The organism is Bacillus sp. ISL-57, from assembly GCF_018613135.1.
GTDB lineage: Bacteria > Bacillota > Bacilli > Bacillales > DSM-1321 > Peribacillus > Peribacillus frigoritolerans.
This window is the reverse complement of sequence record NZ_JAGGQV010000008.1, coordinates 225,260-240,387: the sequence shown is the minus strand read 5'-3', so window position 1 is coordinate 240,387 and position 15,128 is coordinate 225,260. Positions and strand designations below refer to the sequence as shown.

Here is a 15,128-nt window from a genome sequence, read left to right as displayed (position 1 = left end):
CTTAAGATCCACCAAAAAAAGCTCAGCCTGGTTGTATTGTTATCATCCATTATCGTCAAGGGGTTAATGGGTTAGACTCTATTTTTGAGTTTGGATTTTCGTAGTAGATGGTGGCGGCGAGGAGCGCCGCCATAGGAGTTTCTTATGGAACTAAAGGGGCAGGTTTAGTTCAACAAGGATTTTACCAATATTTGTAGAATGTTCTTTGTGACAAACATTTTTAGGAGGGGGTAACTTGAACAAAAACAAAGTAGGATGGTTGTTTTTAGGGCTTGCAGGGTGCTTCGGCTTATTATTTATTATGATGGTAGGGCAAGGTTACGGATTATCAAATAGTCAAATACAGGGGAATTTGCAGTTAAATTTTATGGGGATAAAAATCGCTGACGGGATTACAACAACCGCAAGATGGAACCAGTATGGAACATATTTTTATCTATGGAGTTTAGTACCATTAACATTAACTATTTTCTGTTATCGCAAATTTTCAAAACTCGTACCAACTATTTCAAACTAATATATTTGAATAGCTGTCTTTTAGGACGGCTTTTTTTATCTATTGTTAAGATTGTGAAAGAGTGTTCTTAAACTAACGGGTGCTTTAGCTGAAGATCGGAGCTGTCTTTAAGGCAGCTTTTTCACTAACGGGGCAGGTTAGCTCAAGAAAGAATTAGTGAAATTTATATAAAGTATCGAGGTGATTTTATGAAATATACTTGTCCTTGCTGTGGATATAAAACTTTAGATGAAGAACCTCCAGGAACGTATGATATTTGTGAAATCTGTTTTTGGGAAGATGATGGTTACCAATATGAACATCCAGATGAGGATGGAGCAAATTATGTTTCCTTTAGAGAAGCACAACAAAATTTCAAAAAATTTGGGGCTAAAGGTGAAAGAAGTTTACAATTTGTAAGAAAGCCAAATAAATCCGATATAAAAGATCCTAATTGGAAACCGTTATGAGTTTACATAGGGAATTATTAAACTAACAAGTGCTTTAGCTGAAGATCGGAGCTGTCTTTAGGGTAGCTTTTTCTTGTGGAACTATCGGGGCAGGTTAGTTCAACAAGCTGATACTCTAATAAGTCAGTAAAAACAACATTTTCACGTGGTATATAATAAAAATGTAACTATCCGAACCTTTTAAGAGAGGCGAATAACATGAAGGTAGAAATAAGCTACTTCCCTCCGGAAGAAATAATAACTGAGCCTGGCCCAGAAGCCACTTATCCTTTTGAGATAACCGGTGAGTTCAAATATATCGTAGATTTTTCTTGTTATATCGATGGGGATTATACAGATGCCCATGAAGAATTCTTTTGTAATTGGCTGGAGAGCCCAAACTATTACCCTATTTATTCACTGGCGGAAATCTATGATTTTCAACTAGAAGAGTACGAAGAGCTGTTTAAGAAGCAAAATATAGAGTTCAATTATATGAAGGGGAGTAGCAAAGACTCGTTCTTTGTAAAGGCAATTATCCGCAGCCCACAGCAATTTAAACAATATTATCCTTATTTACACGGGAATGGGAGCATGTTGAACTTATCATTATGGTCCTTAAAACAAGATGTCTTCAGACTAGAGGAAAAGGAACATGAGTCACCTTATCCCGTAAAAAGGACTAAAAATAACCGAACAAGACTTATTAAACTAAAATGGATAGCCAATACCCTGATAGCAACTTTAAATGAGAGTTCCACTATGTTTTGGGTAGGGCATGATGGCGATTATATAGCCGCATTCTCAAGTGATGAAAACTTTTCAACAATAGACTCTCTTCAAAAAATAATGCCGGAAAAGGTTGAGCTGGTGACTGATTATGAATGGGAATAGTGTTTTCCCTTTCCAACCCTTGTTGAACCAACGGGAGCTTTATTTCATTATCAAGAGCTGATCAGCAGCTCTTTTTCTTATGGAACTAAAGGGGCAGGTTAGTTCCATAAGGTTGGAACATCTTTCTAGATAAATAAGAAAGGTGTTTTGTTAAGATAGAAGAAGTAACTACAAAGTAACATGGAGGATATAGGCAAAATGCGTTCTTTCCTAGATAAAATTAAGAATACTTTTTTTGAGAAGTTGTCACGCAGAATTAAACCTCTGATGTTTGTACAAATATTATTATCAATCATTGCAATATTTGTTTCGTTGCAAGCATTAAATGAAATTGATACCACAGTTTATTACACATATTCCACGATTTTAAAAATTACAGTAGGTTTTGTGATGCTTTTAATAGGGATTGAAAATTATATAGTTAACAAAAGAAATAAAAAAGAATATATAATTTGGTTTGTAGCTGCCTTATTATTTTTTGGAATGTCTATTGACCAATTTTTCTTCTTACGCTAAAGGGTTCTTTACTTCAATAACAGGGGATAATTAAGCTATGTTAGATTTTCTTTTAGGCATTCTTTCCGCAGGATTCGGTGATAATTCTTTGGATACTCGAAAAATTGATCGAAATATAGAAATGCTGAAGAATCATACTTGGTTTAAAGAAATATACGAAGATGAAAAATATCATCGATTGTTTTTTGTAAATAGAAATGTTAGGCATAATTTACAAAGTACAATGCGTGTAAAAAGAATTATAAAAAGGGAAAAATCTCAAAGAGTATTTCTTGTATTTTTAAATAAGCAGTTAAAAAAATAAAATATCCTTAATGAACTAACGGGTGCGTTAGTTGAGAACTGGGGCTGCCATTTGGTGGCCTTTTTGCTTAATGAACTAAAGGGGCAGGATAGTTCCATAAGGGTTGAAACTTTATTGACTTGGGAAACGTATAAAAGCGAATATAACGAATAAGCGCCAGGAGAACAATATTTTTTGAGGTGAATTTAGATTGAAAAAATACAGTATAGCAATTCTTTATCTAGTAGGAGGAGGACTATTTTTAGCAATTGGTTATTCAAGTTTTGCTCAAGGTCTATTAGAAGAGCTTACTACGCAAATGAATAATCCTGAATGGTTAATTGGATTTGGTTATATTTTTCTGATTGTTGGCATTATTCATTTCTTAATAAACAGCCTTAAAAGGATATAACCAGTTAACATCCTGATATTACTAACAGACACATAATTAAACGAAAAGGGTGCATTACTTCTATATGGGGCTGGAAACAGCTCCTTTTTTTATACAACTAAAAGGGCAGGTTAGTTGAGTGAAATTGAGAAACATTTCCAATAGAAAAATAAGCTAATACAGGTTAAGGTAAGTCTTTAAGAACAGAACAGGAGGTTTTGATGTTGAAACCACATACTCAAAGTTTTATCGCCTGCCTTATAGCGGTCATTTTAGCTGCGTTAACTATTTGGTTTAAGTCTGGAACAGTTAATTTAGAACTTATAATATTTTTTATTACTTGCCTCTATGGTACTTATCTTCTCATTTCTTTTTTTTATAGTCGAAAAAGTAAAAACTAGGTTGGTTCTTCAACGAGTCGCATTAGTTAAAGAACATAGATTGATTGGGACAGTTTCTTTTTTATGGACCTAACGGGGCAGGTTAGCAAGATTGTGAAGGTTTGTACTTAAACTAACGGGTGCGTTAGTTCATTAAGGATCTGAAAATAATCATACTATTTTATAAAAACTGTATACTAAATCACAAGAAAAGAATCCATTTTGAACAATCTTTTTTCAAAATGGATTCTTTTTATTTACGCTAATATGGGGGTTTAAGAGGACCTTTTGATAAATCTTTATTTCAAAACTTAGCCAAAATCTTATTATCCAAAGTGGTCACATAAGATTTCTGCCAATTTTTCAAATTAGCCATTCGTTGAACAGTGACTAGTTAGCTCACTTCTATTAAGTCTATTCCACATTCGCTTCGTTCACGATTTGCTTTAAGTATCCTTTTGGAATGGACTGCGTCAAACGGAAATGCTTTGTAAACGACTGATCTTTTGTCGTAGTGATTTCAAGGAGCAGCTCATCGTGTGAGCTAAGTTTATACGGCTCGTGAATGAGAACATCGATAGATTGTCCTCTTGTAAGAACTAAGGGGAACTCAGCTTCTTCAAAGAAAATCGACGCTACGCTGTCATAGTGGCCAATCGAATCAATTGTTATATCTTCGGGTGCTGTAAATGTATAGAGAAGTGCTTCATCTTTCTTTGTTACCTCAACAGCCTCATCTTTCAATAAAAGCACGAGTATTGTCTCAATTGGTGAATAGGCTTCAAACGAAATGTCAACGGGTACTACACGTCCTTCTAGAGATAGAAAATACGTGAGTTGATCGTCTGACAGTTCAACAATATCTTCTCGCAGCTCATAGCCATTTTGCTTTGCTAGTACTTGTGTATAATCCGTTTCCCCATCCCCATTATCGTTCGAATTAGGAGGATAAAAACCTTTTGTATCGTGTGCAATTTCCATTACATACGTACTATCATCTTGCTCAACTATATAGGAGACTGCTAGAGTTTTAGCAGCTTCGTCAAATTGAACCGACATGACAACTGGCTCTTTTAAATGCGTTTTAGGCCAAGCGAAATACGTTCCTAACGCTATAATAATCACCACTAATATTATGATCCATTTCTTCACCTATTTGCCTCCCTGCTCACTTCGTTTTAAACTTTTCTGCCTAGTGTTAAAGATGCGTCCACTGAAAATTATAGGCATAATATTATTACTTCTATTCTATCGTAAATATCAAGAGCCGAGACTAATTAATTAGTCTCGGCTCTTAGTTTCAAACAAACGTACTTAAGCTTTTAAATGGATCTAGCATGCAAAATAGCACTTTATATATACGCAAATTACCGCCTAAAGTAACAGTTAAAGGGAGATCTTTGATCAAAATTTATTTTAAAGTAACACTTTTTTCTTAATGAACTAAAGGGGCAGGTTAGTTGAAGAATATTAATGAATTTTTTGTTAGGATATAAGCTATAAGAAAGACGTGAAAAAGTATAAAAATACTATAAAAGGATGTTAATTTTATGATTAAGAATCATGAAGAATTTAATGAAATTTTGTTAGCCAAAAGAAATTCAGGTAGTGTAACTTGCAGTTTCAAAGACATGAATCAATTCGTAAATACTACAACAAATGAAATTGCAAAAGAACTGTTCTTGAAAGAACTTGGTCTTAAACCTAAGAGGATAAAAGGAAATTGGAAGCAGATTGACCAAAGTATTGCTAAAAAAATCCTTGAATATATTTTATCAATGGACATGGCTTATGATATTGAATTAGAAACTAAGCCTTTAGCAAATATGTTAAGCAATTATTTCTTAAACGAATTTCTATCTAATGCTATTTATTATACTAATGGTGACTTCGATGAGGATGATGGCTTCTTTAGGCTAAGAGGATGGCAATCTATCACAGACTCCACATTTGATACAGGAGTCTTAGTAATAGATAAAAATAATATAGGTATCCTTTGGGCGGAAGATAACGACTGATAATTTTATGGAACTAACGGGTGCTTTACTTCAATAAGGTAGGTTGCTTAAGCAGCCTTAAGGCACTAACGGGGCAGTTTAGTTTAATAAGAGAGAAGCCTATTTTATGTCGCTTTTATTCATCTAAATACCAGATAGTTCTACAAATAGATAAATATGATAAAGTTAAAAAGGATGTAAAAGAGACAGAATTTTGGACAAGGAGATATAAAGTGAAGAAATTAAAAAAACGAGTTTTTCTAGGGTTAGGTGTGCTGATGGCTGCGTATATACTTTTTGTAGTCTATGATTACTTAGACAATCAGAAAAAGGAAGAACAGAGCCGAGCATTCATGGAAGAAAGCAATAAGGTATTTAATGAATATGATATTAAATCGCTCGGAGTCAATCCAAATAACAAAACGATTAAAGTCCATGTGCCGATAGAGGAAGAACAACGGAATGAACTGGCCTATTCTTTGGCTCAAATCGCCCAAAAGCATGGCATGAAGGATTATGAAGTCATAGTTAGAGCTATAAGAGATGGGTACCCAATTTCCAATTGAAAGCCTTGTGAAGGATTTTACTTAAACTAACGGGTGCTTTATTTCATTACCAGGAATATGAGACATTAGAAGCTCAGCTTGATAATTATAGAGGTTTTGTTACATTGGATGAACTTTAGATCTGTTGCTTATTAATCTAACTGGCAGTCTTATACTCTGTTTAAATAAAAAAGGCTGTTATTCTCAGGAAAGGAATTAACAGCCTCAAAACAGGAACATATTTCCAATATGGTACAATGATTTTAGGGATACCACCAACAAAACGCAGAAAATGTTTTCCGCGAAATGTTGGTGCCCCTCTTTATATATTAATGACTCTACTACAAGTTTGAGCAATATGATTATCATGGGTAACAATAACAATTGTGTTACCCTCGTTATTAAAATCCTTTAACATTTGAATAATGACATCCCGATTTTCTATATCTAAGGAGCCTGTAGGCTCATCTGCTAGTATGAGTTGGCTTTCTTGTAAATATAGTTTTAGCATTGCTATTCTCTGTTGTTCCCCTCCACTTAGCTTATATACATGTTTATCCATAAGTTTCTCTAAATGGAGCATTTTTAGTGCTTCTTTAATTTTTTGTACTCTTTCATTTTTAGACAACTTTTTGTACTCTAATGCAATATTTAAATTCCATTTTACTGTCTCATCTTCTACCAAACCATAATTTTGAAATAAATAACCAATCTTATTACGTCTTAATAACATTGCCTCTTTCGAGTGGATATCAACATTCTTTTTATTAAATAAATATAAATCTCCCTCAGATGGTTTTGAGATTAATCCCATTATATTTAATAGTGTAGTTTTGCCCTTACCACTCTTACCCATGATTGCTACCATTTCACCATCATTTATAGAAAAGTTAATGTTTTCAATTACCGTATTTCCATTAAACTCCTGACATATGTTTTCTAATCTTACTATCTCCAAGTTAATTCCCACCATTCATTACTTTATATACGTCTTTAACTATTAGCTTATTATACAAATAAAGCATAGATGCCAAATCATATAAGATAAACAACAAATAAATGAAAATATTTACATTTAAAATATACAAAACACTCGAAACACCGATCATAAAAATAATCATTACTAAATTAGCCCTTAAATTCTTTAGTAAATGATACCCTTGCATATATCTTGCAGCATAACTTCTACCATTTACAATCATATCTATATAATTTGATATATAAATGATAAAAATTAATACAATGATAAATAAGAATACAAAAAGCTTTGCTTGGTCAAATAGAAATTCATAACCACTGAAAATAGATTCAAACGGGGTCAACAAGTTATGTGCCATATATAGATTATCTAAATCATACTGAATCAACATACTTTTAAATTCTTCCCTATCATTTAACTTAAAAGCCAGCTGGGAAGATCCTAGCATATCGAAATAAAAACCACTTCCAAAACTTCCATTATCAAGCATGATAATAGAATCAGTAAGTTCGATATCTACCTCATCTTCATAGGGAATTGAACTTAATATTTTATATTTATATCCATTGTTAATATAAATAATTTGTAAATCATCAATACTAACTTCCTTACCTTTAATATCATATCTTGTATTATAGTTTAATGTGGTATTATACCTTTCTATAAAATATTTTTTTATATCCTCTTCACTATCTCTATATTTTTCAGGAACAAGAATTGTAGGGGTATCCTCATTAAAATCCCAATCCATTTTAATGTCAGTATAGTTTTCTATATAATTTTTATTTAAAATTAAATTGTTTCTTTCATTATTCATTACTTCTTCTCGCGATATTCCACGACTTGCTAGGAAATTTGGATCCAAATTATCACGAACTGGATCAAACATAACATACGCTTGATCTATATTTTTGACGTACATCTTCTTTACATTGTCTGCAACTTCTTCTAACCTTTGGGGATTGTTGAGTAATTTATCATATTCATCTGAATTTCTACCATGCGAAGAATACAAGGAATTTAACATTTTATAGTCATCATATTTTTTATAGACTTCATCTAGCTCTTTGTAATAATTAATAACAAGATTCATTAGAATGGTTACAGAAAGAATTAATATAATCTTAATCAAATTAATAATCATATATAGCCTGTTAGAAAAAATTTTATTCTTTAATGCTGCAACGATATTGGTTTTCCTTACAAAATGTTGTAATAGTAATAATAACAAAATGATTATCATACTAACGACTGATAAAAATAAAAATAAGAAAATTGTATAAGTCCAAGAAAATTTATCAGTTATTAAATAAAATACTGAATGTCCCACAACCAAGATTGTTATAAGGATTCCTTGAATTTGTAAAGTTTCCTTTATATTCGTTATAACTATTTTAGTAGGAGAAAAACCACTTAACTTTTTCACTGCATTTGTTTTAAATCTAAATATTGTATATATGTATAAAATTGTAAAGGTAGTGATACCTAATACTAAAAATTGTAATAGATTGTTATTAAAAATTTGATTGTAAGACAACCTATTCTTACTTACTGGTTTAATGTCTACTGCAGTCCTTAGTGAAAGTTCTACCATTTGGTTATCGGATAAATTTGCACTAAAATATCCAGAACTATCTATAAACTCATCTTCTGTCATTTTAAAATACCGATAAATATTATTGGAAATCCCAACATATTGTTTTACTGAGTTTATATCTGTATGGTAAATATCATAATAGGTTTTTCCATCTTCTGACATTGGATTTTTTACTATCTGAAAATCTACGTTCTCTTCAATAAGTCCTTTATAGACTTTTAATAAATCTTGACCTGTTTCATAATCTACTTTATATTCATTTAATGAGGAATCTCCTATATTATTAAGCCCATAGATTTCATAAATAGAGTTAGTGTAGATATAGGAGAATATAATCATTAAACCAGTCAAATAAATTATATATATTTTTTTCATATATATTCCTTCCATCTTCTTATAATATATATATCATTAGCTTAATTACTTGACTCTTGCATTTTTACCAAAAGCCCTAAAAAGGGCCTATTTTTGAAAGAATCTAGTTAATATGTATAGTTCATTACCGCAAAACACTAGTATATATTTTAAATGTAAAAAATAGTATATTTATCCAACTCAGGCTGTCGAGAAAGTCTCGACAGCTTTTTTCATATCTATTTACTACAAAATATAGTGGTGTATCAATGAATTAATACCCGTATGTTGTGGTAATAGGACAAATAAAACATCAAAAAACCCCTTTTTCAATATCTCATTTTGAAAATTAGGGGTTTTTCTACAATCTGAGTTGGATATATTTATCCAACTATTTTTTTATTGGCCACATAATACGTGATAATAACCTTTTAAATACTATTAATATGAATCTCCCCAATTACTATAATCTGATTTATATTTTGTCGTTATACTTTTATAATCATAATCAGAAGTTTCATTAGCATACCATACTCTATTTGCACTTTTAAATGCTTCCCCTATTTTCCAACCAGATGAATATACAGTATTACCAACTTTAACTTTTGCTAATACTGCATAATTTTTTCCATCATCTCTACTGCCAAAAGCCTTATGGTCCCATATACGACAGAAAACCTTAGTATCACTTTCTCCAGCATCAACAGCGAGCGCTCCAACAGCTGGGTATTTAATAGCTGCTTGTGCCACAAATGGAAAACTCAAACAGATAATTGCTAAACAGAGAATAGATTTTACTTTTTTCATATTTCCCCCCCTAATTGTAAATATTATGTAGCCTCTTTTTAAAAATATTTACATATTTTAATATACTTGGAAGTTAATGTTTTTGCAATAAAATTGTTACAAATTGTCATAATACCGTTAAGAAATGAATGAAATATTAATAAGTGATATTCAATCCTATAAATTTCCTAATTTTTATTTCAGCTTTTTTTTGAAATTCGACAAAAAAATAATGTAACATAAACCTTACGGTAAAGACAACTTAGAATTTGCGGATAACAGAATTTCAAGGTACTCTATGCAACTAGGCAAATGTGCAGTAACAGGGGAATTTTTGAAATCCGACAAGCTGCACTGTCACCATAAATTACCCAGACATATGGGTGGTACAGATGAATTTAGTAATCTTGTAATCGTGCATGAAGATGTACATAGATTAATACATGCTACTAGTGAAACGACGATTGAACGATATAGGAACATTCTTCAATTAGATGGAAAACAACTGAAAGAAACTACAAGAGATTGTGAACAAAGTTACTTAAGCTAACGGGTGCGTTAGTTGATTATGGAACACAAAAATGATAAATCTTTTTTATAAAAGAATAATCCAATTAAATAGTATAAGGGCATGTTTTGATTTATCTTTTTTCAAAACATGCCCTTTCTATTTATTCATTTATCAAGGTTTCTTGTATTAACTTGATCAAACTTTATTTCAAATCTACTCCTCACCCTATAAAATCTAGAGAGGTAGGTGAAGAGTTCTTCATGTTTTACAGCTAGCTTAAAAAAGCTTAAACTCCAATATTTAATTAAGAACTAGGTTTATTTATCAAACTTCATCCCTTTTAATAAATCTGCAAATGGATTATTAATCGGTTCAGCTTCTTTTTCTTGCTGTTTTAAGTACTTTTGTACAGAGCGTTTATCCACTTTTCCACCAGACTCTTTTTTTCGTCTTGCTTCAAAAGCAGATAGTTTCTCGCGATATCCACATTTACATGTGAAGATTTGACCGTCGCCTTCACCACGTAGTTCCATTTTCTTTTTACATTGAGGGCAGCGTGCGTTGGTTACGCGTGCCACGTTCTTTTTATGACCACATTCACGATCTTGGCAGACCAGCATTTTACCTTTCTTGCTGTTCACTTCAAGCATTGGCTTACCACAGTCTGGACAAGATTTTGTTGAGATATTGTCATGTTTATACTTTTTATCGCTAACTTTAATTTCACTGACAATCTCTTTTGTGTAATCTTTCATTTCATTGATGAACGCATCTTTTTTCAGTTTCCCTTTTGCGATTAGTTCAAGCTTTTGTTCCCATTCAGCTGTTGTCGCAGGAGATTTCAATTTTTCTGGCACTAAATCTAAAAGCTGACGTCCCTTAGAAGTGATATAGATTTCCTTACCGCCACGTTTTTCGAATAAGAACGAATTAAATAATTTATCAATGATATCAGCACGAGTGGCTACTGTACCGAGTCCACCAGTTGATTTTAACGTGTCTACAAGCTTCTTATCGTTTGTTTTCATATATTTCGTAGGGTTTTCCATTGCTGATAGTAAAGTCGCCTCAGTAAAGCGTGCTGGGGGCTTTGTTTGGCCTGACGTTTGAGTGATTAATTTTGTCTTTATTACATCGTCTTTTTGAATACGAGGTAATAGCTGCTCTTTTATATCATCTGTTGATTCTTCATCATCAAAATGGTTTTCATAAACTTCCTTCCAGCCAGAATTAATCACTGATTTTCCTTTAGCAATAAACTTTTGATCACCGATTTTCGTTTGCACTGTTAATTGCTCATATTCAAATGCAGGGAATAAAACAGCTAAGAAGCGTTTCACGACAAGGTCGTAGATTTTGCGTTCTTTGTCAGTGAAGGATGAAAAATTTACATAACCTTCAGTTGGAATAATTGCATGGTGATCACTTACTTTACTATCATCTACAAACCCTTTTGACGCTTTAATAGGCTTATTTAACACTTTATTTGCAAGAGGACGATATTCACCTATAGCACATGCTTTTAAACGCTCTGGAAGCGTACTAACTATATCTGAGGATAAATAACGTGAATCTGTACGGGGATAAGTTAAGACTTTGTGTTGCTCGTACAGTTTTTGCATAATGTTCAATGTTTCTTTAGCAGAATAGCCAAAGAGTTTATTCCCATCACGTTGTAACTCTGTTAAATCATATAGAGCAGGTGCGAATGTTTTCTTTGCTTTGCGGTCAATGGCAACAACAGTCGCATCTTTACTTCCAAGTGATTTCACGATTGCATCAGTCATTTCTTTATTAAAGCTACGACTATTTCCGTTTGCATCTTGCCACGATAAATTAAGTCCATCTGTTTGGGCTTCAATTCCATAATATGTTTGAGGTTTGAAATTCGTAATTTCATCTTCACGTGCTGCAACCATTGCAACTGTTGGTGTTTGAACACGCCCACAATTTAATTGTGCATTAAATTTTGTTGTTAAAGCACGAGTTGCATTTAAACCGATATACCAGTCTGCTTCCGAACGTGCTACTGCAGAGATATATAAGTCTTCATAAGCTTTACCAGGTTTTAAGTTATTGAATCCATCTTTAATAGCTTTATCTGTTACAGAAGAAATCCAGAGACGTTTGATAGGCTTATGAACTTTTGCTTTATCAATAATCCAACGTGCAACTAATTCTCCTTCTCTCCCTGCATCAGTAGCCACAATTATTTCATTCACATCACTGCGATTTAATTGTGTTTTAACAGTATTGAATTGCTTTCCAGTTTGTTTCATGACAACTAACTTCATGTGTTCAGGAAGCATAGGAAGGTCTTCTAATTTCCATGTTTTATATTTAATATCGTATGCCTCTGGATCTGCTAGTGTAACTAAATGTCCTAATGCCCACGTAACGATGTATTTATCGCCTTCTAAAAATCCATTGCCTTTTTTATTACACTTCAATACATTTGCAATATCACGTGCAACTGAAGGCTTTTCAGCAATTACCACACTTTTTGACATTTGTTCAAACTCCCTTACTAACTATTTACCGTCTAATATAACATAATTTCAAGGAGGTAATTGTCTATAGACTCCTATTTAGAGGACATAATAGACATCGCTTGTTTGAGAATTTCAACTTCTTTTTTTAAGCGTATATTTTCTTTAGAAATCTCATTTAACTTTTTAGGAGAAATTGTAGTTTCTATATTTGAATAAATCTTAACCCATGTGTAAATAGAAGTAGGGGATATTCCATATTCGGCCCCTAAATCTGGAACAGATTTACCCTCAATATGTAATTTAACAATACGTTTTTTAAACTGCTCGTCATATTTTTTATAAGTCATCATTTAAACCTTCCCAGACAAAATTTTATTTTAATTGCTTAATATTGTATCATCAGTATGTTTTGATGACTATAGTCGGTCGAAGGGGATGGCATTTTTCTTAGTTAATTAACTAAGAGGTGATGTCATGGAAGTCTCAGAAGCATTTGGTCAAGTATTACGTAAACATAGAAAAGCAGCTAATCTTTCACAAGAATATTTAGCCCTACACTGTGAATTAGATCGAACTTATATTGGTTTACTTGAAAGAGCACAAAGACAACCAAGTATATCTACGATATTTTCAATTTGTAAGGTGTTAGAGGTAAAGCCCCATATATTAATAAAGGAAGTAGAAGAGTTAATAAACTAAAAATAATTTATTATACTAAAATCAATTGAGAGCCGACGCATTATTAAACAATCAGTGTCGGCTCTTGTTATTTAAGGTGCAATTACCAATTTAAGTAGATTTGTTTGGTTTTATCTAATTGATATTAAATGAACGTCGCCTTTCTAAGTAGCAAAAGCAAGAAATATTCAAAAATGAGCAGGGGTGGTGTTATTAAGTATATGCTTTTGTAAGGCGTTAGATTGTCATCCTGATGATATTGTTGAATACTGAATATGAATAAATCTTATTCAACTAAAGGTGCGTTAGCTGAAGATCGGAGCTGTCTTAAGGCAGCTTTTTCTTCTTTAACTAACAGGTGTTATTATTTAATTAAAAATCTACTAATCTAGTATAATAGTTCTTCTTTTGTCTATACTGTCTATTAATATAATAGATTGGGGAGAAACAGGTATGATCTTAACTGATGTATGGGGTTTATATAAGGCAGATAAGCAAATCCAAGGTTATTCTCAACAAACATTAAAGGCCTATTATGTCCAATTTAACTTGTTGGTGAATAGTTTTGGAAATATATCCATTCAAGAACTTTCAACTAATTCTCTTAAAGTTTATCTGGGAAAAGCAGCTGAAAAGCTTAAGCCATCCAGTCTGGGTCACAGAATTCGATTTATTAAATCTTTATTTAGATGGGCTCAGGATGAAAATTTAATTAATGGAAATCCTGCTTCCAAAATCAAGGAACCAAAATTAGAATTAAGGGTACCAAAATACTTGTCTGAAGAGGAAATTGAGCATTTGCGGGAAGCTTGTCATACAACATTTGAAAATGCTTTATTTGAATTTATGTATTCAACAGGATGCAGAATTGGTGAAGCAATAACGCTAGATAGGGACTCAATCAACTTCTCTAATCAATCAGCAATCGTATTAGGTAAAGGACATAAAGAACGAGAAGTATATTTCAATACTCGTTGTGAAATATGGTTGAAGCGATATTTAAATGAGCGAAAAGATCAGGAGGAAGCACTATTTGTGACAACACGTGCACCCCATCGAATGAGTATTTCTCAAGCGAGAAACATTATAAAACTGGTAGCAAAAAGAACGGACATTAAAAAGAGCATTCATCCCCACCAGCTTAGACATAGTTACGCCACAAATTTATTGAATAATGGAGCCCCTCTAGAAGTGATTCAAAATTTAATGGGTCATGAAAAAAGTGAAACCACAAAAATTTATGCATATCTAAGTGGTGCTTTGCGGAGAGACTTATATAGAAAGTATTTTTAAGGGACCAAGGGTCCTTTAATTTTGTTCGTAATGAACTATCGGGGCAGGTAAGTGGAAGAACAGTAACAGAAAAGGTAGGGTAATTTGTAGGAGGTGCTAGTATTCGGGTTTTCTTATGTTTTTTTTATTTGTTTCTTTTAAGTGGCCTAGTAATGGGTTCAATGGAAAGTATTTTTTTTACTGATATTTTTGGTAAGGCAGGTAAAGGTATTCCAACACTTTTGGCAATACCTTTACTTTATTTGATACGAGATCATTTTAAAGAGATAAAAGATCTGGATTTTGGAATGATGTTGTTTTTAAGTATTGCTTTATTAACAGGACTTGCAGTCATCTTTGTTGTTTAGAGATGTTAAAAGGTGATTTTAAAATTTTCTTTTAGTGAATAACGGGTGCGTTAGCTCATTAAGGAACACAAAAATAATCAATTATAAAAGTAGAATCCAATAAAATATATAAGGGCATGTTTTGATTAATCTTTTCTCAA

At 32.4% G+C, this 15,128-nt stretch carries 17 protein-coding genes and 1 pseudogene; 12 read left to right on the top strand and 6 right to left on the bottom strand.

From position 1 onward, the window contains the following. Nucleotides 1-235 precede the first annotated feature (235 nt). The 6 genes from J7I90_RS14320 to J7I90_RS14295 all read left to right on the top strand — a co-directional run bounded on the left by J7I90_RS14320 (nucleotide 236) and on the right by J7I90_RS14295 (nucleotide 3,050). Nucleotides 236-517 carry a hypothetical protein gene (locus J7I90_RS14320; RefSeq protein WP_214772460.1) on the top strand — a complete coding sequence of 94 codons (282 nt, stop codon included), beginning with the start codon at nucleotides 236-238 and terminating at the stop codon, nucleotides 515-517. Nucleotides 518-705: 188 nt separating this feature from the next. Next, a complete protein-coding gene (locus tag J7I90_RS14315) occupies nucleotides 706-966 on the top strand; it encodes a CPCC family cysteine-rich protein (protein ID WP_214772459.1) in 261 nt (86 codons plus the stop codon). Between the two features lie 198 nt (nucleotides 967-1,164). Beyond that, the gene (locus J7I90_RS14310; protein WP_214772458.1) at nucleotides 1,165-1,839 is read left to right on the top strand and encodes a hypothetical protein; all 675 of its coding nucleotides are present in this window, start codon (nucleotides 1,165-1,167) and stop codon (nucleotides 1,837-1,839) included. Nucleotides 1,840-2,019: 180 nt separating this feature from the next. Further along, nucleotides 2,020-2,355 (top strand): hypothetical protein, encoded by a 336-nt coding sequence (locus J7I90_RS14305; protein WP_214772456.1) that lies wholly within the window; start codon nucleotides 2,020-2,022, stop codon nucleotides 2,353-2,355. Between the two features lie 37 nt (nucleotides 2,356-2,392). Continuing rightward, nucleotides 2,393-2,659, top strand: coding sequence for a hypothetical protein (locus tag J7I90_RS14300; protein WP_214772454.1), 267 nt, complete (start codon nucleotides 2,393-2,395; stop codon nucleotides 2,657-2,659). 190 nt (nucleotides 2,660-2,849) lie between these two features. Next, complete coding sequence (locus J7I90_RS14295; RefSeq protein WP_214772452.1) at nucleotides 2,850-3,050, top strand: hypothetical protein; 201 nt, start codon at nucleotides 2,850-2,852, stop codon at nucleotides 3,048-3,050. 773 nt (nucleotides 3,051-3,823) lie between these two features. Here J7I90_RS14295 and J7I90_RS14290 read toward each other — a convergent pair. Beyond that, a complete protein-coding gene (locus J7I90_RS14290; protein WP_214772450.1) occupies nucleotides 3,824-4,561 on the bottom strand; it encodes a hypothetical protein in 738 nt (245 codons plus the stop codon). A gap of 398 nt (nucleotides 4,562-4,959) precedes the next feature. Here J7I90_RS14290 and J7I90_RS14285 point away from each other — a divergent pair, with 398 nt between their 5' ends. Then, nucleotides 4,960-5,427, top strand: coding sequence for a hypothetical protein (locus tag J7I90_RS14285; RefSeq protein ID WP_214772448.1), 468 nt, complete (start codon nucleotides 4,960-4,962; stop codon nucleotides 5,425-5,427). Nucleotides 5,428-5,639: 212 nt separating this feature from the next. Continuing rightward, nucleotides 5,640-5,972 (top strand): YolC/YozM family protein, encoded by a 333-nt coding sequence (locus J7I90_RS14280; protein ID WP_057219383.1) that lies wholly within the window; start codon nucleotides 5,640-5,642, stop codon nucleotides 5,970-5,972. A 301-nt stretch (nucleotides 5,973-6,273) separates the two neighbouring features. Here the strand turns inward: J7I90_RS14280 and J7I90_RS14275 are convergent, their stop codons facing one another. The 3 genes from J7I90_RS14275 to J7I90_RS14265 all read right to left on the bottom strand — a co-directional run bounded on the left by J7I90_RS14275 (nucleotide 6,274) and on the right by J7I90_RS14265 (nucleotide 9,688). Further along, a complete protein-coding gene (locus tag J7I90_RS14275; protein ID WP_056520936.1) occupies nucleotides 6,274-6,909 on the bottom strand; it encodes a putative bacteriocin export ABC transporter in 636 nt (211 codons plus the stop codon). A 1-nt stretch (nucleotide 6,910) separates the two neighbouring features. Next, the gene (locus tag J7I90_RS14270; protein WP_214772447.1) at nucleotides 6,911-8,902 is read right to left on the bottom strand and encodes a hypothetical protein; all 1,992 of its coding nucleotides are present in this window, start codon (nucleotides 8,900-8,902) and stop codon (nucleotides 6,911-6,913) included. 420 nt (nucleotides 8,903-9,322) lie between these two features. Then, complete coding sequence (locus J7I90_RS14265) at nucleotides 9,323-9,688, bottom strand: hypothetical protein (protein ID WP_214772446.1); 366 nt, start codon at nucleotides 9,686-9,688, stop codon at nucleotides 9,323-9,325. A gap of 235 nt (nucleotides 9,689-9,923) precedes the next feature. Between J7I90_RS14265 and J7I90_RS14260 the strand changes: the two are divergent. Beyond that, a pseudogene (locus J7I90_RS14260) lies at nucleotides 9,924-10,217 on the top strand (HNH endonuclease signature motif containing protein); the annotation flags it as partial. 278 nt (nucleotides 10,218-10,495) lie between these two features. Here J7I90_RS14260 and J7I90_RS14255 read toward each other — a convergent pair. Beyond that, nucleotides 10,496-12,688, bottom strand: a complete 2,193-nt coding sequence (locus J7I90_RS14255; protein WP_214772444.1) for a DNA topoisomerase III — start codon at nucleotides 12,686-12,688, stop codon at nucleotides 10,496-10,498. Nucleotides 12,689-12,762: 74 nt separating this feature from the next. Further along, a complete protein-coding gene (locus J7I90_RS14250; RefSeq protein ID WP_214772443.1) occupies nucleotides 12,763-13,017 on the bottom strand; it encodes a transposase in 255 nt (84 codons plus the stop codon). A 127-nt stretch (nucleotides 13,018-13,144) separates the two neighbouring features. On the opposite strand from J7I90_RS14250, the gene J7I90_RS14245 reads away from it, so the two are divergent. The 3 genes from J7I90_RS14245 to J7I90_RS14235 all read left to right on the top strand — a co-directional run bounded on the left by J7I90_RS14245 (nucleotide 13,145) and on the right by J7I90_RS14235 (nucleotide 14,988). Next, on the top strand, nucleotides 13,145-13,369 hold the full coding sequence (locus tag J7I90_RS14245) for a helix-turn-helix domain-containing protein (RefSeq protein WP_214772442.1): 225 nt from the start codon (nucleotides 13,145-13,147) through the stop codon (nucleotides 13,367-13,369). Between the two features lie 432 nt (nucleotides 13,370-13,801). Further along, a complete protein-coding gene (locus J7I90_RS14240) occupies nucleotides 13,802-14,641 on the top strand; it encodes a tyrosine-type recombinase/integrase (protein ID WP_214772440.1) in 840 nt (279 codons plus the stop codon). A gap of 152 nt (nucleotides 14,642-14,793) precedes the next feature. Further along, a complete protein-coding gene (locus J7I90_RS14235; RefSeq protein WP_214772439.1) occupies nucleotides 14,794-14,988 on the top strand; it encodes a hypothetical protein in 195 nt (64 codons plus the stop codon). Nucleotides 14,989-15,128: the final 140 nt, after the last annotated feature.